The 25,261-nt window shown below is 64.8% G+C and carries 13 protein-coding genes; 10 read left to right on the top strand and 3 right to left on the bottom strand.

Annotated elements, in window-relative coordinates; genetic code table 11:
* Positions 1-462: 462 nt before the first annotated feature.
* Together ABS769_RS11680 and ABS769_RS11675 are read right to left on the bottom strand one after the other, a co-directional pair.
* A complete protein-coding gene (locus tag ABS769_RS11680) occupies positions 463-2,535 on the bottom strand; it encodes an ATP-binding protein (protein WP_317061867.1) in 2,073 nt (690 codons plus the stop codon).
* Positions 2,522-4,036: an ATPase domain-containing protein gene (locus ABS769_RS11675; RefSeq protein ID WP_350498163.1), complete on the bottom strand. Its 1,515-nt coding sequence runs from the start codon at positions 4,034-4,036 to the stop codon at positions 2,522-2,524. The genes ABS769_RS11680 and ABS769_RS11675 overlap by 14 nt, the downstream gene beginning before the upstream one ends.
* Before the next feature lie 257 nt (positions 4,037-4,293).
* On the opposite strand from ABS769_RS11675, the gene ABS769_RS11670 reads away from it, so the two are divergent.
* The gene (locus ABS769_RS11670) at positions 4,294-4,638 is read left to right on the top strand and encodes a response regulator (protein WP_317061869.1); all 345 of its coding nucleotides are present in this window, start codon (positions 4,294-4,296) and stop codon (positions 4,636-4,638) included.
* A gap of 39 nt (positions 4,639-4,677) precedes the next feature.
* Here ABS769_RS11670 and ABS769_RS11665 read toward each other — a convergent pair whose 3' ends face one another.
* On the bottom strand, positions 4,678-7,536 hold the full coding sequence (locus tag ABS769_RS11665) for a PAS domain-containing hybrid sensor histidine kinase/response regulator (protein ID WP_317061865.1): 2,859 nt from the start codon (positions 7,534-7,536) through the stop codon (positions 4,678-4,680).
* 469 nt (positions 7,537-8,005) lie between these two features.
* Between ABS769_RS11665 and ABS769_RS11660 the strand changes: the two genes are divergently transcribed.
* From ABS769_RS11660 to ABS769_RS11620, 9 genes are all read left to right on the top strand, one after another.
* Positions 8,006-8,470: a MarR family winged helix-turn-helix transcriptional regulator gene (locus ABS769_RS11660; protein WP_317061864.1), complete on the top strand. Its 465-nt coding sequence runs from the start codon at positions 8,006-8,008 to the stop codon at positions 8,468-8,470.
* Positions 8,471-8,506: 36 nt separating this feature from the next.
* Positions 8,507-9,691: an FAD-dependent monooxygenase gene (locus ABS769_RS11655; protein ID WP_317061863.1), complete on the top strand. Its 1,185-nt coding sequence runs from the start codon at positions 8,507-8,509 to the stop codon at positions 9,689-9,691.
* A 273-nt stretch (positions 9,692-9,964) separates the two neighbouring features.
* Positions 9,965-12,076, top strand: a complete 2,112-nt coding sequence (locus ABS769_RS11650) for a methyl-accepting chemotaxis protein (RefSeq protein WP_317061862.1) — start codon at positions 9,965-9,967, stop codon at positions 12,074-12,076.
* Positions 12,077-12,387: 311 nt separating this feature from the next.
* The gene (locus tag ABS769_RS11645; RefSeq protein WP_317061861.1) at positions 12,388-12,735 is read left to right on the top strand and encodes a hypothetical protein; all 348 of its coding nucleotides are present in this window, start codon (positions 12,388-12,390) and stop codon (positions 12,733-12,735) included.
* Positions 12,736-13,015: 280 nt separating this feature from the next.
* Positions 13,016-13,411, top strand: a complete 396-nt coding sequence (locus ABS769_RS11640) for a hypothetical protein (protein ID WP_115038591.1) — start codon at positions 13,016-13,018, stop codon at positions 13,409-13,411.
* Positions 13,412-13,601: 190 nt separating this feature from the next.
* The gene (locus ABS769_RS11635) at positions 13,602-17,195 is read left to right on the top strand and encodes a hypothetical protein (RefSeq protein ID WP_317061860.1); all 3,594 of its coding nucleotides are present in this window, start codon (positions 13,602-13,604) and stop codon (positions 17,193-17,195) included.
* Positions 17,196-17,284: 89 nt separating this feature from the next.
* The gene (locus tag ABS769_RS11630) at positions 17,285-17,551 is read left to right on the top strand and encodes a hypothetical protein (protein WP_317061859.1); all 267 of its coding nucleotides are present in this window, start codon (positions 17,285-17,287) and stop codon (positions 17,549-17,551) included.
* Positions 17,505-17,996, top strand: a complete 492-nt coding sequence (locus tag ABS769_RS11625) for a hypothetical protein (protein WP_115038584.1) — start codon at positions 17,505-17,507, stop codon at positions 17,994-17,996. The genes ABS769_RS11630 and ABS769_RS11625 overlap by 47 nt, the downstream gene beginning before the upstream one ends.
* A 10-nt stretch (positions 17,997-18,006) precedes the next feature.
* A complete protein-coding gene (locus ABS769_RS11620) occupies positions 18,007-25,209 on the top strand; it encodes a hypothetical protein (RefSeq protein ID WP_317061858.1) in 7,203 nt (2,400 codons plus the stop codon).
* The last annotated feature ends 52 nt before the right edge of the window (positions 25,210-25,261 follow it).

Genomic DNA, 25,261 nt, shown 5'->3' with positions numbered 1-25,261 from the left:
GACACGCCGCAAGTACGTCCATGTAGGCTCTTACGCGGCATCCATGCCGCGTAAGGTCCCGCGACGGTGGGCGGGCAAGGACCAGTCGAGATGGTCGGTATGCTTAGCTCCTCTCAATGCGACCAGCAAACTGTCTGGTGCGGTGTCCTCGCCGATTGCGGGACCGTGTGGCGGCATGGATGCCGCCCCCCAGCCTACATGGACGTACTTGCGGAGTGTCCCGCGAGCGGTGAGGGCACCGCGCCCTCGACTGACTCACTGGCTGCGACCATCCGCTTGAGGGCGAACGCCTCACTTGCGAAATCAGCGGTTCGAGATCTTCCACAGCGATGGGAATCCGTTTGCGATTTGCCATGTCGGCAACTCTTACCATCGATACAACATGCAAGAGGTTTTGTTAGCGGCTCGGAAGCCATGGGCAATCCACAACTAAATGCACGTGGGGTCAAACGCGCTCAGCACTCAGACCGAAGGCCCCAGCACTTCGTGCAACTTGCCGCTGAATTCGCCCAGCGTAAAAGGCTTGGCGATCATGCTCATGCCTTCGCCCAGAAATTCGCCACGATCGCGCGCGGTTTCCGCATAGCCGGTCATGAAGATCACCGGCAGATCGCGGCGTGACTGACGTGCGATTTCCGCCAGCTGGCGCCCGTTGAGCCCCGGCAGGCCGACGTCGGTCACCAGCAGATCGATCCGTCGGTGCGAGGCCAGAATCGGCAATGCGGCGTCTGCGTCGGCAACCACATCGGCCTCGTAGCCCAATTCGTTGAGCAGCTCGGTGACCAGCAAGCGCACCTGTTCGTCGTCTTCCACCACCAGCACCTGCTGGCCTCTCCCGGTGACCACCGCACCGGCCTGCGGCAGCGGCTGCGCTGGCTGCAGATGCACGCCCGCCGGCAGATAGAGACTGACGGTGGTGCCCACGCCCATCGTCGACTCCACCCACACCTGCCCGTTGGACTGCTGCATGAAGCCGTAGATCATCGACATGCCAAGGCCGGTGCCCTGCCCGATCGGTTTGGTGGTGTAGAACGGCTCGAACACGCGTTCCAGCACATCCGTCGGCATGCCGGTGCCACTGTCGGTGACCGACACCACCGCATAGTTGCCCGGCGCCAAGGTCACACCACGGCCAAGTTCGAGCGGCTGCGCATCGACCAGCAGATGGCGCGTGGAGATCCGCAACTGACCACCACCGGGCATGGCATCGCGTGCATTGATCGCCAGATTGAGCAGCGCGCTCTCCAACTGGTTTTCATCGACATAGGCCTGCGGCATGTTGGCGTGCAGATCGGTTTCCAGCCGCACCGATTCACCCAGCGTGCGCGCCAGCAATTCCTGCAGCGACACCACCAGATCGTTCAGATGCAGATGGCGCGCCTCCAGCGATTGCCGGCGCGAAAACGCCAACAACCGCTGCGTCAGCGCGGCGGCCCGCAATGCCGAGGCCGAAGCCACATCCAGAAAGCGGCCCAGTCCTTCGGTGCGGCCTTGATCGATACGCAGGCGTGCCAGATCCAGCGCGGACAAAATACCGGTAAGCATGTTGTTGAAGTCGTGCGCGATACCGCCGGTCAGCTGGCCCACCGCCTCCATCTTTTGCGCCTGACGCAACGCCGCTTCACTGGATTCGCGCGCCTGCATCTGCTGCTGCAACTCGGCGGTGCGCTCGGCGACCTTGACCTCGAGTAGATTGGCCTGCTGCTGGATCGATTCCAACGCCAGCGTGCGTGCGGTGATGTCGGTGGCGAACACATGAAAGCCATCCACCACGCCATCTGCATCCAGGCGCGGCATATAGCGGATTTCCGCATCGCGTCGGCGCCCATCGGCATGCGGCCAACTGGTTTCCACCGTCAATGCCTGCCCTGCCAGCGCCGCCTCGATCCAGGCACGCCGCTCCGCCACCACTGCCGGCCCGACCACATCCACCAGTGGCCGCCCGATCACATTGGCAGGCGGCACCCCGATCCAGTCTTCGTACGAGCGATTGGCAAAGCGATAGATCAGGTTCTTGTCGATGAAGGCAATCAACACCGGCAACGCGTCGGTGACGCGGCGCAATTCGGCTTCGCTCAGCGCCAGTGCGGCCTTGCTTTCGGCCAGCTGCGCCATCTGGTCGCGGATGACGAACTGCTTCTGCCGCGAGCGTAACGCGGTGGAAATGGCGCTCAGCAACGAGGCCGAACTCAATGGCCGCTCCAGCTCGATGACGTTGGTCACCTCGGCTGGCAACGTGCCCTGACGCCCGCTATGGGTGCCGCGCGGCGCGCGCAGCAGCACGAATGGAATGTCCGACCACGCGGCTTGGCCATGCAACATCTGCGACAACTGCTGCAGGTCGCCGCCGACGGCCTCTTCGGTCAGCACCACCACGCCCGAGGTGTCGAGCAGATCACCCGCCAACGCCGCCAGCGAGGCATAGACCCGGCGCGTCAGCCCGCGTTGGCCGACGATGTCGGCAATGCTTTCCGCATCGCGCCCGAACGGCGCAATGATGTGGACGATGGACCCGTCCGGGTCACGGGTAGTCAAGTGGACGATCCAGCAACGGCGCATCGTCTCCGACAAATTGCGGAGTACCGGTCAGCACACCGTGGAATTTCTCCAGCGGCTCGCTCAAATGGATCCCGCCGCTACCGATGCGCAACTCGCGGATCGAATCTTCATGCGCGCCACTGCGATTCTTGATCACCGACAAGGCCTTGCGAATGCGTCCTTGCGCTTCGAAGAAGCGGAACAGGACGACGGTATCGGCCAGGTACGAAATATTGAGATTGCCGGTCGACATTGTGCCCACCAGACCATGCTGCGGGTTGACCAGAAACGTGGTAACGCCGCTCTGGTTGAGATACGACAAAAGCTCGTGCATCTGCAGCATCAGCTGCTTTTCCTGCGGCATCGACGATAGATAGCCGTTGAGGCTGTCGATCACCAACACGCGGCAATGAAGTTCTTCGACACTGGCACGCACTGCCCAGGCGAACTCGCCCGGTGTCAGCTCGGCAGGGTCCATCTGATGCAGTTCCAGCAGACCCGAGTCCAGATGCTTGCGCAGATCCATGCCCACGCTTTCGGCGCGCGTCAGCAAGGTGCCGGTGCGCTCGTCGAACTCCAGGATGCAGCAGTGCTCACCGCGCTCGCAGGCAGCGGCAACATACTGCAATGCGATGTTGGTCTTGCCCGAACCGGCCGGCCCGGTCAGCAACGTGCTGGTGCCGCGCAGCGGGCCACCATGCAACAGCGCATCGATGCGCTCCACGCCGCTGGACACCGCATCGCCAATGAACGGCACGTGGTGATCGGAGGCGATCAGGCGCGGGTAGATGCGCATGCCACCGGTGGTGATGGTCAGGTCGTGATAGCCGGCGACAAAATCCACACCACGCAATTTCTGCACCTGCATGCGCCGACGTGCCGCGCCGAAATCCAGCGTCATGCGCTCCAGCGAAATCACGCCATGGCACAGGCTGTGCAGATGCGCATCGCGCTGACCATTTTCGCCGGCGAGATCGTCCACCAGAAACACGGTGATGTTGCGCGGAGAAAAGAACTGCTTGAGCGCCAACACCTGCCGCCGGTAGCGCAGCGGATCCTGCGCCAGCAGGCGCAACTCGGACAGCGAATCGAACACCACACGGGTCGGCTTGATCCGGTCCACTTCGGACTGGATGAGCTTGATGGTGCCGTCCAGTTCCATTTCCCATGGATGCAGGATCGACTGCTGGCGCCCGTCGCCCAGAAACGCCTCGGCCGATGCCAGCTCGAAGATATTCAGCGCATCCAGCGTCCAGTCGTGCGAGGTCGCCACCTCGTTGAGCTCGTCGATGGTCTCCGACAAGGTCACGTACAGGCAGCTCTCGCCCTTGGCTGCGCCGTCGAGCAAAAACTGCAACGCCAACGTCGTCTTGCCCGACCCCGGCTGGCCCTCCAGCAGATACAGCCGATTGGGCGGTAAGCCACCGCGAAGGATGGTATCCAACCCCTCGGTACCCGTGGTGATGCGTCTTGCGATCGTCGGCTTCAAATTTCCCATAGCCTTCAATTTATCACGCGCACGTGATAGCCCAATGCTTACGACTGAATTGATCAGCTTGCTTGCGCGGACCTGCTTGCTCACAGCTTGCGTTTGCTGCTGCCATTGCGCGCTCAACCGAGTTTTTCGGCAATGCCTTTATGACAAATCCGACGCTCCCGTCACATCCGCCAGCCTAGCGTTGCGCATGAAGTACATCGCGTTGTTGCGATTGTTCGAGGATAGCGGTGAATCACGCAGCAAGTACCAGACGCATCCTGTTGGTCGAAGACGACGATGCGATCCGCGCCATGACCGAAGATATCCTGGGCGACGAGGGTTACCAGGTCGTCGCCACCGCCGATGCCGAGCACGCGCTGGAACAGCTCAACACGGCGCGCCCGTTCGACCTGTTGCTCTCGGATATCTGCCTGCCGGGCATGAACGGCCGCGACCTGGCCGACGAGGCCCGGTTCCTTTATCCGGCATTGCCCATCGTGTTCATGACCGGCTATGCAGGCGCCATTGCCAAGCGTGCCGACTTTCTGGATACCGGCATGCGTTTGCTGACCAAACCGTTCTCGTTGCGCGATCTGCTGGGTATCGTGCAGACCACGCTGTAAGCGAGCGGAGCAATTGCGCCATCCACTCCGTGTGCACGATTACTGTGGCGTCCGCCCCAGCAGTTGCGCCACGCGCCGCTCCAGATCGATCGCAAGAAACGGCTTGGTGAGCACTTCCATGCCATCGTCCAACTGACCGGCTCCAACCGCAGCGGTGGCCGCATAGCCGGTCACGAACAGCACCGGTAGCGATGGTCGATACTGGCGCCCCGCATCGGCGACCTGGCGTCCGTTCAAACCGCCGGTCAGGCCCACGTCCGTCACCAGCAAGTCGATCGCTTCCTGCGAGCGCAAGCGCTCCACGGCAGCACTGCCTTCGGCTGTTTCGATGACGCGGTAGCCCGCTTCGGTCAGCACTTCGGACACCAGGACACGGATCGCGGTTTCGTCTTCCACCAGCAGCACCGTTCTGCTGTGCGTGGGCGATTGCAGCGAGGGTTCGACCGGGTGCTGCATCTCATCGGCCGGCAGCAGGCCGGTGAAACGCGGCAGATACAGCAACATGGTGGTGCCCACGCCCTCTTCCGAATCGATGCGCACATGCCCGCCGGATTGCCGGGTGAACCCATAGATCATCGACAAGCCCAGGCCGGTGCCCTGCCCGATCGGTTTGGTGGTGAAGAACGGCTCGAACACCTTGGACATGACCTCCGCGCTCATGCCGGTGCCACTGTCCTGCACGCTCAGGCACACATAATCGCCAACCGGCAGATCGAGCTGCTGCGCCGTGGCCTCGTTCAACACGCAATTGGCAATGGCAATGGTGAGCTCGCCGCCATCGGGCATAGCATCGCGTGCGTTGATGCACAGGTTCAACAACGCGTTTTCCAGCTGCGGCGCATCCACCAGCACTTTCCACGATTCTGCCGGCGGGCGCAGTTGCAAACTGATCGAAGGCCCCAGCGTGCGCGCGATGATGTCGTGCATGTCGCGCACCAGCGCTTCCACCTCCAGCGCGGTCGGTGCCAGGGTCTGCCTGCGCGAAAACGCCAGCAACCGCTGCGTCAGCGCCGTGGCGCGCGCGGCGCTGGATTGCGCCATCTCCACATAGCGTTCCAGACGGTCATACTTGCCTTGTTCGATGCGCGTCTGCAGCAGCTCCAGCCCAACGCTGATGGCCGTCAGCAGGTTGTTGAAGTCGTGCGCCAGGCCGCCGGTGAGCTGGCCCACCGCTTCCATCTTCTGGCTCTGGCGCAGTTTCTCTTCGGCCAACAGCAAGGCCGCGCTGCGCTCGCGCACGCGTTCCTCCAGGGTCTCGGTCAACTGGCGCAGTTGTTCTTCGGCGATGCGCTTGTCGGTGATGTCCGCGGCGGTGCCAAACCATTCGGCGATCTGCTCGCGCTCGTTGAGCAGCGGAATCGCCCGCATCAAGGTCCAGCCCACCCGCTCATCGGGCCCCAGCACGCGGTACTCCAGATCCAGCGCGGTCTTGTTGACGATCGAATGCGCAATGGCCTCGGCCAGCCGCGCGCGGTCGTCCGGATGCACCATGTCCTGCTGCCAGTTCGGCGTGGCCGACAACGCATCGCTCAGTGCGCCATCGCCAACCAGCTGCCGCAGCTCGCGCCAATCGGCACTGGCCGAAAAGATCGATTGCGACGAGGCACGCACTAACGCATCGAGCCGGCGTTCGCTCTTGCGCAAGGCCTCGCTGGCCAGCCGCTCGGCCGTGCGATCGCGCAGCACTTTGACGAAGCCGATCGCCGCGCCGGTCTCTTCGCGCAGCACCATCAACGAACCATTGGCCCAGAAGCGCTCGCCGGATTTGCGGAGGTGCCAGCGCTCGTCCATGCCGCTGCCGCTTTCCAGCGCCGCAGCCGCTTCGATCAGGATCTGCCGGTGCTCCACATCTTCAGGCGTGAACGTGCGCTCCAACGACTGGCCGAGCATTTCCGTCTCGGTCCAGCCCAGGATGCGCCGCGCGCCCTCGTTCCATGAGGTGACCCGCCCTTGCAGATCGGTGGCGATGATCGCGTAGTCCATCACGCTGTCCAGGATCTGCCGGTTGCGCACCTCGGCCTCGCGCACCGCGCGTTCCAGGCTGATGCGATCGGTGATGTCCAGACCCTGCACGAAGATGCCGGAGACGGTGCCGTTGGCGCCTGCAATCGGCTGATAGACCAGATCCAGCAGGCGCCGCTCCACCGGACCACCTGGCGCGGCCTGCACGTTGTACGCAAGCGCATTGGCCGCGTAGGCACGCCCCGACTGATAGACCTCGTCCAGGTGGCGCAGATGGCCTTGCTCGACCAGGTCAGGCAAGGCCTCGGCCAATGGTTTCCCGATCACGTCGCGGTGACCGATCAAGCGCGAATAACATGGGTTGGCGAACTCCACCCGATGCTGCGGCCCGCTCAGGAACGCCATGAACATCGGCGCCTGCTCGAACAGCCGGATCAGGCGCTCATGTTCGTCGGCGAGACGGTTTTGCGCCAGCTTGCGGTCGGTGACTTCATTGGTCACGCAGAACGCGCCGCCGACACGGCCATCGTCCAGGTAGATCGGCGAGAACGAGAACGTCCACCAGGTCTCTTCCGGCGTGCCGTAGCGGCTCATGCCGATCGGCACTTCTTCAAAGCGCGACGCACGGCCTTCGAACGCAGCCTCGATCGGCCCACGCACGGCCTCCCACGCATCGGCCCACAACGCACGCAGCGGTGCACCCAAGGCCTGCGGCTGACGCGGCCCCAAAATCGGCGCATACGCATCGTTGTAGAAAAAGGTCAGCGCCTCGCCCCACACCACATACATGCTTTCCGGCGAGCACAGCATCAAGCTGACCGCGTTGCGCAACGGCGATGGCCACTGCGCACTCGGCCCCAGTGGCGTGGACGCCCAATCGTGGCTGCGCACCGCCTGCGCCATGACGCTGTCGCCGTGCGGGAATGACGAACTCATACGCAATGCGACCGCACTAGCGCCATGCGGCAGCCGCACTGTCTGGACCACAGGCGCAACGCAACGCGGCCCTGGCCCGGATTACCGATTACACCTACCTGCATCTTTTTCAAACCATTGATAGAGAGGCCAGTTGCCAACCTTGCGTATCGCCTATCGCAAGACCAGGCGCACGCGCATCCGGCTATCATCTGGCCTGCGCCCGGCTGCGTCCAGCCGAACCCACCCGGCATTGCTGAATAGCTAGCGCAGGCAACGCTCGCTGCGCAGCACCCAGGCGATGCACTGCCTCGACTGCGCAACGACTGCCTGACCGGTAGCGTGCCCAACCGACGACGGCGTGCCATGCCAGCAGCAAAGGTCGCACCGATGCAGCCGTGAACGCGTCGCCGGGAGCAGCACCCATGCCCCGCGCCTTGATGCCCGATAAAATCGCCCGATGGCTGAAAGGCATCACACGGTTGCGCGCATGCAGGATCAAGACGAACGCATTCACCCCCAGGCGGCGGTGGCGCCGGGTTACCTGGCCAATCACGCAGCGCGGGTCTTCAATCGGCTGGTCGACGCCGAATTGCGGCCGCACGGCGTCTCGCTGGCCCTGATCGGACCGATTCTACTGCTGTCCTGGAAGGGGCCGATGCTACAACGCGACCTGGTGATCGCCTCGGCGGTCAAGCAGCCCGCCATGGTCGCCCTGCTCGACAAGCTGGAAGCGCAAAAGCTCATCAAACGCGCGCCCACCGTGCAGGACCGCCGCGCCGCGCTGGTATCGCTCACCGCGCGCGGTCGCAAGATGGCCGAGCTGGGCGCTCGGGTGCTGATCGATCTGAATGCCGATGCCTTGGAAGGCTTCTCAGCTGAGGAGGCCCAGAAAACCGTCGCGTTCATGCAGCGCCTGATCGTCAACCTGGAGCAACGCGGCGCAGACCTGTAATATCACCTCTGATATTTATCTCTACGGGTGATCGTAATGGCGCGTCGCATCCTCATCACCGGCGCCAGCGTCGCCGGCAACACCGCCGCCTGGACGCTGGCCAACCAAGGCATCGACGTCGTGGTGGTGGAACAGGCGGCGCACTTCCGCGACGGCGGCCAGAACATCGACGTGCGCGGCGTCGGCCGCCAGGTCCTGCAGCGCATGGGCTTGGAGCAGGCCGCACTCGACCATGGCACCGGCGAGCAAGGCACTGCCTGGGTCGACGAACACGGCCATGCGGTCGCCACTTTCAAGACCGACGACATCGACGGCGATAGCCCGACCGCCGAGCTGGAGATCCTGCGCGGCGACCTCGCCCGCCTGCTCTACGAAGCCGCACGCGACAAGGTGACCTATCGCTTCGGCGACCGCATCGCCAGCATCCAGGACGACGGCAACGGCGCGCTAGTCAATTTCCACAGCGGAAGCAGCGACCGCTTCGATGCAGTCATCATCGCCGAAGGCGTCGGCTCCTCCACGCGCGAACAGCTTTTCCCGGGCGAAAACGACCCACGCTGGATGGATCTGACCATCGCCTACTTCACCATCGCACGCAGCGCAGACGACGATCGCCTGTGGCGCTGGTATCACACCACCGGCGGCCGCAGCGTCTCGTTGCGACCGGACCGGCACGGCACCACCCGCGCCATGCTCACGTTGCAAAAAGTCACCGACGGCGAACAGGACTGGGATCAGGCAACGCAGAAAGCATACTTGCGTGAACAGTTCGCCGACGCCGGCTGGCAGGCAGCGCGCGTACTGGACGGCATGGACAGCACCGACGACTTCTACTTCGACGCCTTGCGGCAGGTGCGCATGCCGCGCTGGCACACAGGCCGCGTCGTCCTGACCGGTGACGCGGCGTGGTGCGCAACCCCGCTGGCCGGTATTGGCGCCACACTGGCGGTCACCGGCGGCTATGTGTTGGCAAGCGAGATCGCACGCACCGATGATGTGCAGAGCGCATTCGCCGCCTACGAGGCCGCCATGCGGCCGATGGTCGAACAGGGCCAGGGCGTGCCCAAGATCGGTCCGCGACTGATGAACCCGCATAGCCGGCTCGGCATCCAGCTGTTGCACGGCGCACTGAAGTTCGCCAGCCAACCGAGCATCCAGACCATCGCTGCGAAGCTGATGACGCCCTCGATCAAGGCGCCGGATCTGGCGCGCTACGACTGAGCCTGCCGGGCTCTCAAGCGCTGCGCAGCGCGGTGACGTTGCGACGTGTCGTCCCGATCGGGATGACGTCGCATCGCCACGAAACCAACCACACCTGAATCGGCCGACGCGCCGGTTTCAGTTTCAATGGCTGGGGTCGCTAACGAACACGTAGAGACGCAATCGGAGCAGCGGCAGCCATGTCGCTTCGAGCAGCGTGCACCTGCCTTCGCCTCCCGGCTGCTGCCGGGACTCCCCTGCTCTCCGCTTTGTCGGATCATCGATCGACCCCCCATGCATGTCTTTTTGAATCTGCGTATTGGTCAACGCCTGGCCCTTGGCTTTCTGTCGATCATCGTGCTGATGGTGATCCTGACCGTCGTCGGCATCCACCGCGTGCGCAGCATCGACCAGCAGCTGACCGCCATCAACGAGGTCAACAGCGTCAAACAACGCTATGCGATCAACTTTCGCGGCAGCGTCCACGACCGTGCGATTGCGCTGCGCGATGTGGTGCTGATGGACGAGGCGGCAGACCGGCACGCGGCAGAACAATCGATCGACAAGCTCGCCGCAGACTACGCACGCTCCGCGCAGCCGCTCGACAACATGATCGCCGCCTCTTCGGATGCCAAAGACAAAGAGATTCTCCAGCAGATCAAGGCGATCGAGCAGCGCACCATGCCGTTTATCGCCAACGTGCGTGCACTGCGCGAGGCAGGCGACAAACCGCAGGCAGAGCAGCTGCTGTTACATGAAGCGCGGCCCGACTTCATTGCCTGGCTGGCCAGCATCAATGCCTTCATCGATCTGCAGGAAGCCAAGAACCGCGAGGCCGCCAAAGACGCCGTCGCCACTGCACGCGGCTTCGCCATGCTGATGGTGATCTCCACCGTCATCGCGCTGCTGCTGGGCGCCACGATTGCCTTCCTGCTCACCCGCAGCGTGGTGCTGCCCCTGCGCCAATCGCTGCGCCTGGCAGAGCGCATCAACGACGGCGATCTGCGCAGCCAGGACATGCCCACCAGCCAGGACGAATCCGGCCAGCTGCTGCGTGCCATGCAACAGATGCAGCGCCGCCTTCAAGAGGTGATCTCCGCCCAGCGCGCCATGGCCGCCCGCCACGAAGCCGGCGAGATCAGCTACCGCACCGACGCCAAGCGTTTCCCGGGCGAATACGGCGATATGGTGCAGGACACCAACGCACTGGTGCATGCGCACGTGCAGACTCAGTTGCGCATGACCGAGGTCATGGGCAGCTACGCGGTGGGCAATCTCGCGCAGGAGATCGAACAGTATCCCGGCGAAAAGGCGGCCATCACCGCCACCATGCAGCAGGTGAAGCAGAACCTGCGTGCCATCAACGCACAGATCCAGGAACTCACCCAGGCTGCGTGCGCAGGCAACTTCGCACTCCGCGGCCAGCCGGAAAAGTTCGAGCACGACTTCCGCCTGATGGTCGAAAACCTCAACACCATGATGGCCTCCTCCGACACCAACCTGGCCAGGTTCTCCGACCTGCTGCGCGCCATCGCCGACGGCGACCTCACCGTACGCATGACCGGCAACTTCCACGGCGTGTTCGCCTCGATGCGCGACGATGCCAACAGCACCGTGCATCGCCTGACCGACATCGTCACGCATATCCAGACCACCTCCAACAGCATTGGGTTTGCCGCCGAAGACATCGCCAGCGGCAATCAGGAACTGGCGCGCCGCAGCGAACAGCAGGCCGCCAGTCTCGAAGAAACCGCCGCCTCGATGGAAGAGCTGACCTCCACCGTCAAGCAGAACGCCGAGCACGCAGGCCGCGCCAACCAGCTCGCGCTGGGCGCCGCAGCGATCGCCTCGGACGGACGCGACGTGGTCGGCCAGGTCATCGAACAGATGTCCGGTATCGAAGCGGCGTCCAAGCGCATCGCCGACATCATCTCGGTCATCGACGGCATCGCCTTCCAGACCAACATCCTCGCCCTCAACGCCGCCGTCGAAGCCGCACGCGCAGGCGAACAAGGCCGCGGATTCGCCGTGGTCGCCTCCGAAGTGCGCACCCTATCGCACCGCTCATCGGACGCCGCCAAGGAAATCAAACGGCTCATCGACGACTCCGTACAACGCGTCGCCGACGGCGCCACACTGGTGCAAAAGGCCGGCACCACCATGAGCGAGGTCGTCACCAGCGTCCAGCACGTCACCGACATCATGGGCCACATCTCCGCCGCCTCCCAAGAGCAGGCCGGCGGCATCGAACAGGTCAATCAGACCATCGCCCAGATGGACGAAACCACCCAACACAACGTCCGCCTGGTGGAAGCGGCGAGCACCGCCGCGCGTGCGCTCGAAGACCACTCCGTGCAGCTGATCCGCGCTGTGGACGTGTTCAAGGTCAAGGCTGCGATCATTTAAGCGCGGCGTCCCCAACGTCGCGAGCAGCCGTCGGCCGGGTATGGACGGCGCACTCAGAACAACAGTGGACGAGTGGCACATGCCGCACCGGGTACCCGCTGCGCTCGCCTGGCGGTGAGCGCAGTCGCTTTGTGAGCCGCTCTCACACCATCGATTGCCCTCGCTGGACGTCGCGCCACGAATGCGCCGGACCACATGGTCTGCTGAAGATTTCGTCGACTCTGAGACGTTATGTCGGGTTCCCATTGGCGCATCCGACAAGGTTGGCCAACGCATTTTATGCAGCTCCCAACTCTCGTCAGGACATCGATATGCCTATCCACAATCAAGGCATCAAAGCAGCCGTCTTGCTGACGCTGCTTGCGTCAAGTGGTCACGCAACCGCCAGTTGCAACGTTGTCGCCCACATCGAGGGCTCCATCAGCGGCTGGCCCACCCGCGTTGCGAACTCTTCAAATGATCGGCTCAGAACCGCATACGCCGCCAATAGCTGCACCTTCACGAAAGGAGAGCATGGCGGTGGGCAAATACCTCCCGGAGCAGGGGGCGACACCCATGTCACGGTTCGCATCGATACCGCGCCGATCAGGACCTGCCACGTCTTCAAGCTTCCTTCCAATGCGCCGCAGGGAAGCAGAAACCCAACCACCTGCATTTGAGCCGTTGGTTCGGAGCAATCGAAGATGGACCACCTGGTGAGACGTTATGTCGGGTAGCGTTTTTTTAAACCGGCAAGGTGCAGATAGAGGGAACCTTTGAACGATCCACCGCAAACGCGTCGCCACCCTCGTCAGGATGATCGCTGGGCGCCATGTCTCACGTGTCGCATCGATACCAATTCGGATTCCTTTTCCAAACTGTCGTTAGCGCAGCAAGCCAATCGGCAAACGAAGCGAATCACTGTCTCCGTCTCTTCACCCACAACGTCAGGAGCATCTCATGGCAGGCAAAGTCACGGTATTCAACAGCTACAACGAACCCATCACGTCTCTGCTGGTAACCAACAACAATGCCGGCAACATCGCCGGTTGGGCCGCCGGCCCGACGCCGCCGTTATATACGCCGAGTTCGCTGGCCGTGCCGCGTTCGAAGTATCCCTCGACGAGCGCGGTGTTCGCATACGGCGACAACACGTTGGTCTTCCCATGGGATAGCCGCACTGGCCACGCCACGGTCACTATTTCACAGGACAGCAGCCTCGACGACGACCTGATTCTGTATATCACGCAGAACAAGGCAATCCTGTTGACGGCGCGCGGCGTGGTACTCAATACCTTCGATGTCACCACATCGCTGAGCATGGCGGCCAAGGAAGAATCGCAGGACGCGGTCTGATCGACCACGCACAGGCGGCATCTGGCGTACCCAACGTCCGCGGTTGATGCAGGCGCGATGGCCGGCAGACAACCGCCGTCCATCGATGCCGACGACCACGCCGCATCCGGATCGCCGTCATTGCGTCCGTCTGCGCACTCGGATCGAGGTACGTCGCGGCTCACCGGAGATCAGCTCACCGATGCACTCCATGGCAGACATGATCTTCACTCGGATCGCGCTCGACGCCGCCGGCTTTGCGCTCTATTCGGCCGCCGTGGATCAGGCCATCGGTGTCGCGCCCGTCCAGGCAGGCTTTTTGCTGCTGCCGGGCGGTGCCGGCGCATCGCAGATCGGCGTCCGGCGAGACGAGCAGGCGCCGCAGGAGTTGAGCTTGTCGCAAGCCTGGCAACAGCCCGGCTATTTCCTGTTCCATCCGCAATCGCAGGCACTGCCGGCGGAGCCGGCCGACATCGCACAAACCCTCGGGCTCACGCCGCCTTACGCCACGCTGCGTGGGGTGGCCTGGCTATGGCAGGCGCCGCCGCCGCAATCCTGGGCCTGCACGAGCGTGCCGCTGTTCTACTTCTCGCCCACCAGCGGGCAGGTGGCGGGCAGCAACGGCTCGCTGCCGTTCGGTCATGTCGATCTGGTGCTACCGAGCGGTGCGCAATGGACGCTGTCAGCAGAGACCGGGCAGGCCACCTTCGTGGGCGATGGCATCGCCCTGCTACGCGACTCCGGCCAGGGCACGCCGCTCTCGCCAGACGCCTACACGGTGGCGCTGTCGTTCGATCCGGCCGCGGCCGGCCTGCTGCGCTTCACCGCAGCGTGGGACCCGTACAACCTGTTCGGGCTGTTCGCCGACGATCCGCAGGCGGCCAGCCTGCAAGGCGGCGAGCTGCGCTACTTCCATCCGGACCCACAGGCGCCGCAGGGGTTTGCGCAACTGCGCTATCCGGTGCTACCGCCGCTGCCCGCCAACGACTGGCCGGCGTTTCTGCTGGACTGCGAGATGGATCCGCTTGCACCGCTAGACGGGACACGCACCCGTTTCCTGTTCCGGCCGCAGCGGCTGGACAACCTGGCCTCGTCGTTCGGCCGTACCGTGTCTGGCGATCTGGTGACACTGGCACCGAGCGTGACGTCGAATGGTTCGCGGGTCGGGCTCTATCCGGCTGCACGGCCCGGCGCTGCGCAAGCGCCGGCAGCCTATCTCGCCCCACTTGGCCCGTTCGTCCTGACGGTACCGGGCGGTGCGGCGAAGCTTTCCTGCGGCACGCTCGGCACCGAATACCTGCGCGTCGCAGACGGCGACATTCTCGATTTCGTGCCATCGATGCCGGCCTGCTCGACAGCGTTTGGCACCGCCATGGCCCGGCGCATGACGCTGGCCAACGGCGCCGACACCAAGCCATTGCTGGACGGGCCATTTGCCACCTCGTGGGTGCGGTTTCGTCCGGGCGCGGCCACCGCCATGCGCGGCTACTACGCGCAACCTGGCGCGTCGGTCAATTTCGGGCGCGGCGCGGTCTCCCCGGACATGCGCTATCCGGCTGCGGTGTCTGCGCTCGTCTCCACGCTCGCATCGACGACGAAGAGTGACGAGGTCCCGGTGGCGTTTCCGATGGTGCAGTACGGCGGTGTGTTCGCGCTCGCCGACGCGACCGTACAGGACGCTCAGCTGCTGGCTGGCTACGAGAAACAGGTGATCGCCGGCCTGCGCGGCGCGCTGATCCGCGGTAGCACGCCTGATCGCCCGGTGTTCGTTGGCGAACAGGGCGCGCCCTTGCCCGGCACCCGCACTTCCACACCGCAAGGGCTGCTGGTCCAGCTCAACTCGGCAACGCAGTCAACGCGGGCCGGCATTGCCGCCGCGCAGGCGCCCGAGGTGCAGGCCGGCACCTGGCAGTCGCTATTGCTCGCACGCAGTGCGGAGCAGACGCTGTCGTTCGACGCCGATCCTGCAACCGGCGTAGTGGACGCGCAGTTGGCCAGCACCTTGATGCGCGAGCAACTGTTTCTGGTGCTCAACGACTGGAGCCGGTTCCCGAACATCACCCGCATGATCGCGGTGGCAGGCTTCAACTTCGAGATTGCGCCCGACGTCGACGCAACCGATCGCTGGCGCACCGTCCTTGTCTTCAAGTACGCAACGACACAGAGCCTGGCCGAGCTGATCCGTGCGCCGGAGAGTTGGGCCAACACGGACTATTTCATCGGCGACGCTACGCGCGTAACCGACACCCAGTCTGTGCTGATCGATGCGCTGGCCATTGCAGAAAAGGCGAGCAGCGATGACGACGACCCGTTCGCCGATTTCCGCACCAAGGCGGCCGATCCCGGCTGGACCGGCATGCTTGCCTTCAATGCACCGATCAATGGCAACGGCATGCCGGACGATCTGCAGATGCTGCTGGCCGGCATCGACGGACAGTTGAGCGCCCATCACTTCGGCGTGCAGGTCAACCGCATCAGCGACGGCGCCGACCAGGAGCCGCAGATCAGCGAAAGCGCACTGTTCGGAGTGATCTACCACCACGCGGCCACCGCCATCCTCAAGCGCGAGCGTGCCATGCCGCGCTCGGAACAGACGCCGCCGGACTACGCATTCGTCGTGGAGGAGCTGTCGGTGGCGATCAATCAGTCGCTCGTCACCCAGTTCCATTGCCGGGTGGGAATGACCATCAACACGCTGTTCGGCCGTGCGGTCACGCTGACCGGCGCGGATGCCAACGCCGACGTGCCGCCCAACACGGTGGTAGTGGCGGGCCGTTATCAGAGGCACGGCGAGGTCGGCACGGTGACGTTCGACGGCGGCCAGCACGGCAGCTTCGCGTTCAACCCGGACCGCTCACGCATCCGGGTGATCGATACCTTCCAGGTCAGTGGCGCCAGCCTAGTGCCGATTGCCTCCGTCCCGTCCGTCCCCGCCGATGCCGATGCCGGCACCACCATCACCTCGCGCTTTGCACTGAGCGGCACGCTCGCGTTCGCGGCCGATCCGTTTCCTGGCGTGACCGGGCTCGACCTGTTCTCCTACGGCCTGCCCGGTGCCGCACCCGGCATGACCACCACCGGTGTTGCGCTGACAAGCCTGGCGTTTGGCATCAGCTGTCAGCTCGACGCCGACGGCAAGCGCATCGGGCTGCCGCAGATCATTGCGGATTTCTCGGGGCTTCGGGCAACGGACGATCGCAGCGGACGGCGGCCCGGCGCACTGGTGCGCATGCTGCCGCTCACGCTGCAGGCGATCCTGCACGACGAGGCGGGCCTGGATATCAAGGCGCTGGGCGCGTTGCCCGTGCAGGTGCCGGCGCTGACCGGCGTCGCTGCCAGCGTGCCAGGCGGCGGTGGCGTTGCGCCGATGCCTACGCAGGTCGCGTATGTGACCTCCAAGCCGCTGTATGCCCTGCAATTCGCGCTGCCGCTCGGCGCGCTCGGCGCGCTGGCCGATGCCCACGCATCGCTCGATGCCTCGCTGATCGTCGCCTGGGGTGCGAGCACCTACACGCCCGACGACGACGGCGTCGCGCTGTTCGTGCAGTTGCCGCAGGTCACTGCCGGCGCCTTCGGCTTCAACCTGCAAGGCCTGCTCAAGACGACTTTCTCGGCGGCCAACCTCGGGCTGGTGAAGACAAAGAATGGGCCGGCCTACGTGCTGATGTTCAACAACGTGGCACTCAGCGTGTTCGGTATCACGCTGCCGCCGAAGGTACTTGCCGATTTCATCCTGTTCGCCGACGCCAATGATCCGGGCGGCGGCAATCTGGGCTGGAGCCTGGCTGCGACGCAGACGCCATGACCGACACCGATCCGATTCTCGCCGCACGCAGTGTTCCTGTGCTGATGCAAGCGCTCAACGACGTCTAAGGGTGGAACCTGCCCGTCGCGATGGCCGCCGGCACGCCGCTGGCGGCACTGTGGGCAATCGCCATCAGCGTGCGCAAGGATCCGGCCACCGGCGTGCTCTACCTCGCCACTGGCAGCACCACCTACCCGGTCGCGGCGATCCTCGAAGGGATCGTCGATGCCCAGGTCCTCAGCGGCGGCACCCACCCGTTGCCTCCCGCGCCCATCACCCACCGCAGTGCCGCACCCAGGAGAACCACCCATGAGCAAGCAACTGTCGCGCAAGGCCGCCGCCGTGGTCGCCGCTGATCCGCCGACCCCGCCGAGCACGCATCTGGTCTTCGGCCTGAACTTCAATCTGCACGGCACCATGGTGCCGGTATCGACCGACGACATCGCCAACGCCAAGACCAACGGAATCGAGTTCACGCTGCCCGCGCCGGTCGATCTCGGCACGCTGGACGACTTTGCGGCATGGTTCAAGACGCAGTTCAACATCGACCTGCCCAGCGCCGACCAATTGCCGGCACCGCTGGACAGCATCATGAGCAAGCTCACCACGCTCGACGTGGCCGTCGACCAATTCCACATAAAGGTACCGGGCACGGCCTCCCCCGATCAGTCCACCCTGTACACACTTGCGATGTCGGCGGTGTGGCCTGACGGCCAGGGCATCCCGCTGATTCCGGGCGTGCTGTCGATCGAAGGCGCGGTGTTCGGCGCCAGTAACGAAACGCCCAAGTCCAACAGCTGACGCGCCGCCCATGAGCAGGTTCACGCTAGGCGTACAAGCCACCTTGCTGCTGCCGTCGGCATCGCACGCACTCGTCGATGCCGATGCGGCCGGCTATGGCCTGCAATTCGGCTTTGCGTTCGGCGATGGCCCTGCCCAACTCGTGGTGGGGCCATCGCTGCGGCAGCCGCCGCTGAGCCTGGGCGCGGTGATCGGACAGATCGCCAAGATGCTGGGGATCGATGCGGTCGGGCAGATTGCGCATCTGAGCGCCTCGCTGCCATGGAGCAAGATCTTCGACGTGAAGATCGCACCCTATTTGACCGTATCGGTCGGCGAGGTGACGGCAGTACAACTGGTGGTGAAACTGTACGACGACGATGGCTACGGCATCCGGCTCGGCGGCAACTATGGCCCGGTCACCATCGAGCCGAAATTCACCGTCTACGATCTGATCGTCGGTTACGAAACATCCAAGGATGGGCTGGCGGTCAGTGCACGCGTGGCGTTTTCGGAGCAGGACGCGTTTATGCAGACGCGTTTGCTCGCGGCAGGGATCCAACCGGGAACGACGATCGCCGCACCGCTGGGCGATGACGCCAAGACCTCGGTCGTCAACTATCCGTTCCCGGTCCCCGCGCAGGGCGGCAGCAATTTCCAGGTGAAGTATCTGGGCCTGGGCCAGCGCTTCGGCCCGCGCGCGGATATGACCAAGGACGATCCGATTGCGGCGATGTTTACCGAACTCGAATCGACGTTCACCACCAACGACCCGCGGCAACTGCTGGATAGCCTGGGCACGTATTACGACGCATCGCGCGACTGGTTCGTGGCCGCACACATCCTGGTGCGGGGCTGGGACATCCGTGCCGTCTTCAACGATCCAGTGCTCTATGGACTGGAAATCACCTGCTCGGCCGACCAGTTCAAAGGGCTGCTGTTCGAAATCCTGTACCAAAAACTCGGCCCACATCTTGGCGTGTATTACGGCGCGCTGACGATGCCCACGCAGTTCCGTCAGATCAACCTCGGCGCGGTGGCGCTCACGCTGCCCTCGTTCAAGATCTGGATCTACACCAATGGCGACTTCAAGGTCAGCGTCGGCTGGCCGCTCGGCGACGATTCGATCGGCGTGCAGGTCTACATCTTCACCGGCGGCTGCGGCTTCTACTTCGGCAAGCTGCGCAGCGGCGACAATCCAGCCAGCGCCACCGCCGCGCTGAAGGCAATCGGCTCGGCGGCGGCCACCGACGTGGTCAGCTACAACCCGATTGTGACCTTCGGTCTGGCGATGTGGTTCGGGGTCGGGCGTTCGATCAGTGCGGGCCCATTCTCGGCGTCGCTGTCGCTGACCGCGCAGGGCACCTTCCAGGGCATCCTGGCATGGCGCGACGCGGCGGATGGCGGCTCGGTTTCCAAGACGCCCGATTATTTCTGGTTCGCCGCCACCGTCGGCATCGTCGGGCAGTTGCAGGGCGAGGTCGATCTGAGCGTGGTCAAACTCTCGGTGCTTGTGCGGCTCTCGGTGGTTGCCGGCATCGCATTCGAAACCGGCTACGGCACGGTCATCAACGTCACCGCGCGCGTGGACGCCGAGGCACGCCTGAAGATCCTGTTCATCACGATCTCGGTGGGCTTCCACACCACAATTTCCACCTCTTTCGAGATCACCGGCGGCACCCCGGCCAGCCTGGATGGACCGCTCGATCCCGCCTTCCATGGCATGAACGACTGGGCGCATCGCGGCATCGAACAGCATGAGCGCAGTCTGCTCGCCCATCGTCAGCGGCTGCGTGCTGCCACCGCACCGCTGGCCCGGACCGCATGGCACGCAAGTCCGCCGGTCGAGCCGGTCGAGGTGGCGCTGTCGTTCCTGCTGCAGCCGTCGGTGGTGTATACGGCTGACGTCGGCAGCGCAGTCGGCGTGGCGACGCTGATCATCGGTGCGCCCGGCGCCAGCGACGCCGCGCACTTGAGCGCGCTCGAGATGCTGGTCGGCGCGCTCGCATCATGGCTCTTGCGCACCTGGTCCAACGGTACCGGCAGTTGGGCCCAGGTGATCGCGAACCTGGGACAAGGCCGCGCTTTGCCACCTGCCGAGTGGGATAAGACGCTGACCGGTTGCCTGTCCACCGACGTCCGCTTCACGCTCAATCCGATCGATCTGAGCGTGCATCGCGAGGACGGCGAGGACGGCGACTGGGCGATGTTCCCGATGTTCGACGCGCTGCAGATGAGCTGGACCGGACAGGATACGCCGCTGGTGTTCGCCGACCACGCGCGCACCTATCCGGATTACCGTCAGGCCGTCGAGGCCTATTTCGCCCAGCTCTCGCTCAGCGTGCTGACCGACAACCCCGACCTGCGCGGCGCGGCACGCTTCGGCGCAGCCGACGGCGACGCGCCGCAGGGTCCGTCGCTGACCGCTTACATGTTCGACGATTACTTCCTCACGCTGTGCCGCCAGATGGCGAGCAGCCTCGCCGACGCAGAGCGCGAGACGGGGCAACCCGGCGCACTGCCGGACACCGCGCTGACGCGCACACTGGGGGGCATGACCTCGCGCTACCTGATGAACGGCATGCGCCTTCCCGACCCGGCCACGACGCCAGCAGATATCGAGAAGGTCGATCTATCCACGCTCGACATTGCCGCCGGCTACGCGCTCAACGGGCAGCAGTTCGCAATTGCGACCAACGCAAGCGAGCCGCCCACCAGTGTCTCGGCGACCCTCTCGCTTGCACCCGCCCCGCTCGGCGCGGTGGCGGCAATTCCGGTGAAGTTCGCCGGTGGCGGCAGCAGCGTCACCTCAACGATGCCCGTCGAGGCCGTGCCACCGGTGCCCTGCCCGCTGTGGAGCCGACGCGGCCTGGCGCTTGCCGCAGCTGCTGCCGTCAGCGTGGCGCCGATCCCGCCGGTGCATGGCGAGGCGGTCTGGTATGCCGCGCGCGATCGCCTGCCCTGGACAGCACCAGACGCGCCAGCACGCTTCGTAGTGCCGCTGCCGCCGGCGGTGCTGCAGCAGTCGGCCAGCGCGCCGCTCACCTTGACGGTCCAGACCGGCAGGCCGCAGACCTCGGACCCGGCCTGCCTGCAGCAGGTCAACCCGGCCCTGATGATCCAGGTGCCGATCTGGCTGGTGAATCGCGCCGCAGCCGGCAGTGTGGATGGCGACGGCGGCCCTGCGAATCCGTATTACACCGATATCTACCGCATCGGCGGTGCAGACGACGCCACGCGCGAGCGCATCCATGCCTTACTGAGCGCGCAAGCACTGGCCGGCGCAACCCTTTCGGTGCTCTACGACGCCACCACCACCGGCTACCAATCCGACGCGATCGCGTTGTCCGCGCAACCGATAGTGCTGGCAAAGACCAACCTGTCGACGAGCAGCGAGCCGGCGCTCGCGAATGTGCCGATGCGCCAGACCTTGCTGCGCGCGAGCGACGACCCACTCGGCCCGGTGTCGACACTTTTCCCCGATCCGCAGCACCCCGACGCCCCGGAAAACCAGCAGCGCCTCGAAGCGCTTCTGCAACTGATCTGGGAAGTCAGCGTTACCCAGTCAGATGGCTATTTCCTGCGCTACGCAGACGTCAGCGGCCAACCGCTGCCGGTGCGTATCTTCACCCCCAAGGGGCAACCGGCGCCCACCGACGGCATTGCCAACGGCGACACCGCCACCCTTACGCTACTGGTGAGCTTCCCCGCCTCGACCACATTCCATCCCTGGCACAACGCGTTCGCGCTCGCGCCACAGGGCAGCGTGGACGGCACGCTGTATCTCGGCGTCGCCGACGCCGCAGGCACGCCGCTGCTGCACTACCAGCCGTCTTATCCACCCGGCTGTCTTGGCTTTGTGGCCGACTGGTCGATTGCCAACACGATGCTCGCGCGCGAAGCCGGCACGCTGTACGACGCCGACTGGATCGCCGCCCTCTATCACCTGCTGCAGTTCCGCATCGACGGCGCAGCGGCCGACAGCGCGGTCCCGTTCGGCACCTCGCTGTGGAGTCTGGCGCTGAGCCCTTCGTCCGACAGCGCCGGGGAGGACGCGGCCAACGCTGCGCGCCCGGACAGCTTCGACGCGGCCCAGCAGAGCTATCGGCAAGTGGTGCCTGCCTATCGCTTCGTCACCCAGAATGGACTGGTCAGCAGCACGCCGTTGCCCTATGCGGCGATCGGCGGCAAGCCGAATCTGACGCTGCGCGTGAACGACGTGTTCGGCAACGCGCTCGACGGCGCGACCGACACTTTTACCACCGACTTCCCGGTGCTTTACAACGATGCGCTGCTCGCGCCAATGGAATGGCCTGGCGTGCGCTGCGCCTATCGCTTCGAACCCGGCCAGTTGGACAAGCCTAGCCAGCTGGGCTTATCGATGCAGTTCGACCCCAGCTTGGTGATCCGCACCGATCCGGCGCTGGCCCACGTGCGCGTACATGGCCTGGCAGCTGGTGCGACCGCAACCGACGACGACCGCGCTCAGCAGCAGATTCGCGCAGCGCTCGGTCGCTATGCCACCGTGGCCGCGCAATTGGCAGATCCGCATACCTGCGTGACGCTCACCCAATCGGTGTTGCCCTCCAACGGCGGCGAACTCGGCGACGGTAACGCCATCAAGCAGGCGCTGACTACGTTCGCAAACGACATCGTGCAGCAGTTGAGCAACGCGCTCGGCGGCGGCACGGCAACGCCCAAAGACCTGCTGCTGCAGCTCCCCTTCGACAAGACCGATCTGGCAAATCGCGGCGATGATTTGTTTGCGGTAACGGTCACGCTCACCTTCACCCGACCGCCCGAGTTGGTCGACGAGGTAGCCCGCACTGGCATGCCGCGCGCGGTGTCGGTGGCGATGCCGCTGGCCGCCGATCTCGACCCGCCGTCGCAGGGCACTGCCCGCGCACGTCAGCGCGCTGCTGCCAGCGGCGCGGCGCCGGTGGAAGATGTCGGCCTGGCCTGGTTTGCCAGCCAGTTCGAGGCCAGCTTCGCGGGTTTCGATGGCGCCGACGGCACCACCCGGCTCGCCGTGCGCACAACAGCCGACAGCCCGGCAACCGGCGACGGCGGGGCCTCGCTATGGGGCATGCGCTGGAGCAAGACCCACGGCATCCATGTGCAGTTCCGCCAGGGCGCGGCCAGCTACTTCACCCTGCTGCCGCTCAACACCAAGCTGATGTCCGGTCCCGCCCAGGTGCCTGTCTACAATCCCGATACGCTCGTGCCGACCTACACCACGCAGACCTTCAGTGGCGTGGATGTCGATGCCTGGGCGCAGAGCTTTTTATCCGCATTCGACGAACTGCTCGCGCCGGCAAACTGCGCGGCGCTCGCCGCGCTCAACGGTGCCGCCTACCAGACGCTGATGGGGCATAAAGCCAACCTGGCAAAAGCGCTCGCGCGCGGTGTCGGCCCGGTGTTCCCAGCGCTTTCCGGCGGCGATCTTGCCGCCGCGCAGGATCAATTCGAACAAAGCGTGCTGGCCGCACTCTCCACCGCCTACGCAGTCTCCTCGATCGTACAAATGCCGGCCGACGTCTTCGTGGCCAACACCGCAGAAGCGGGCACGCTGCCACCGCGTTTCTTCGGTGGCCTCACTGCCAGCGCTACGGCAAGTGGCCCGACCGAAACCCTACCCTCCTCCTGCAGCATCAGCAGCGCAAAGCTGCCGATTGCCACAGCTACCGCGTCCACGCCTGGCCTGCTCAATTTCCTGGTGACGGCCGCGCACGCGGGCAACGATGCCAACCTGCATCTGGACCTGACCTACGGCGCACGTTTCGTCGAGCATCTGATCGACGACACGCAAGCGGCATTCGGCTATACGCCGTCGCAATGGCTGCGCTTCGTGCTCGAGCTTCCCAACGATCCGCTGTCCATGCCGCTTGGTGCGATCGACGCACCGGTGCCGGTGCGCGCATTTCCCGCCTCGCCGGTGCTGCAGACGCAGCGCGCCGAACAGACAACGTCGGTCCGTTTCGCCGCCTCGGCCACCACCGCGTTGCAATGGGATTACTCGACCCGGCTCGTGCTGGCCGAGCAGGAAGCGCAGGACGAACTGTGGCTGACGCTGACCTATAACCGGCCAGTGAGCGGCACGCTGCGCGGCCGGCAGCCCTCCGAGCTCGGCACCATCGAAGCCGTGTTCGAGGCGTTGGCCGCGTTCATGGCTGCTTGGCCGGTGTTGCGGCCCGCCGTGCTGGCGCTGCAGCAGAGTGCGTTCGACGCACATGTGGGCATGCCGACACCACAGCAGGTGATCGGCGCACTGCTCGATCAGATCGGCCATGTCACCGCTGCGTGGGCGGCATGGCGCGGCCCGCCCGGCGATGCCGCCCGGGTGCTGCTCGCCAACGCACCGGTAGCGCAGTCGAGCACGGGCTACGTCTTGAATCTTTCGCATGCGTTCGACGAACAGAAAACCGTGCAGCTGTTCGCCCAGGGTGCGTATGCGAACGGCCAATGCGATGCCGCAAGCATCGTCTGGCCAGCCATTAATGGCCAGATGCACGGCGAGGTGTCACCCGCTGGCGCGGCTGCACCCGACGACACGGCGTGCTGGTTCATGGCGACCTACGCCTACGCGGCGTTGCCCGAGGCAGCCACCGGTACCCTCGACGTCGTCTGGGAGAACCTGGACATCGCCACGCGCCAGACCGGCTATTCGACCTGGTGGATCGTCCGCAACGCCAATCTCGCCAGCGCCAACGGCGTGAGGACCAATCCCGCCCTGATCTACCGGACGCCGGAGGTCTCGTTCGCCTCGCCAGCGGTGCCGATCATCACCGTACCGCGCCGCACCTTCGGCTCCGGCGACGCACTGGCCGACGCAATCGAAAACGCGCTGGCGCCGCTCGCCGAGGCCACCAGCGCAGCGGCCAAGGAACGCCTGCTCAAGATCGCTGCCACGTATAGCTACCAGATCGCCGCGCCGGCACAAGGTGGCACCGGCCTGTGGAGCGACGTGCCGATTTTGCTCGCCACCGACGTGCGACTCACCAGCGATGACGCGCAAGCCGTCTCGGATGATGCCGTGACGCTGCCTTTGCTGGCCGGACAATTGGCCAACGACTGCGCACGCTGGTTCGCGATCATGCAGCCATCCACCGACGTCGCACTGCTGCGTCTGGACGTCACGTTGTTCGCCAATGTGGAAGGCACGCAAGTACCGATCGTGCTTGCGCCCGAGCTGGAGATCCAGGTTCCGCCGGGCGGGTGGAAGCCCTCCCGATGAACGCCAACGACAGCTCCAACGCCGAGGGCGTAGCGAGGCCGCCCGTTCCGCA

This window comes from Xanthomonas hortorum, assembly GCF_040279205.1.
Lineage (GTDB): Bacteria > Pseudomonadota > Gammaproteobacteria > Xanthomonadales > Xanthomonadaceae > Xanthomonas > Xanthomonas hortorum_F.
Note: the sequence above shows the minus strand (reverse complement) of the source record. Positions and strands in the feature narration are given on the sequence as shown.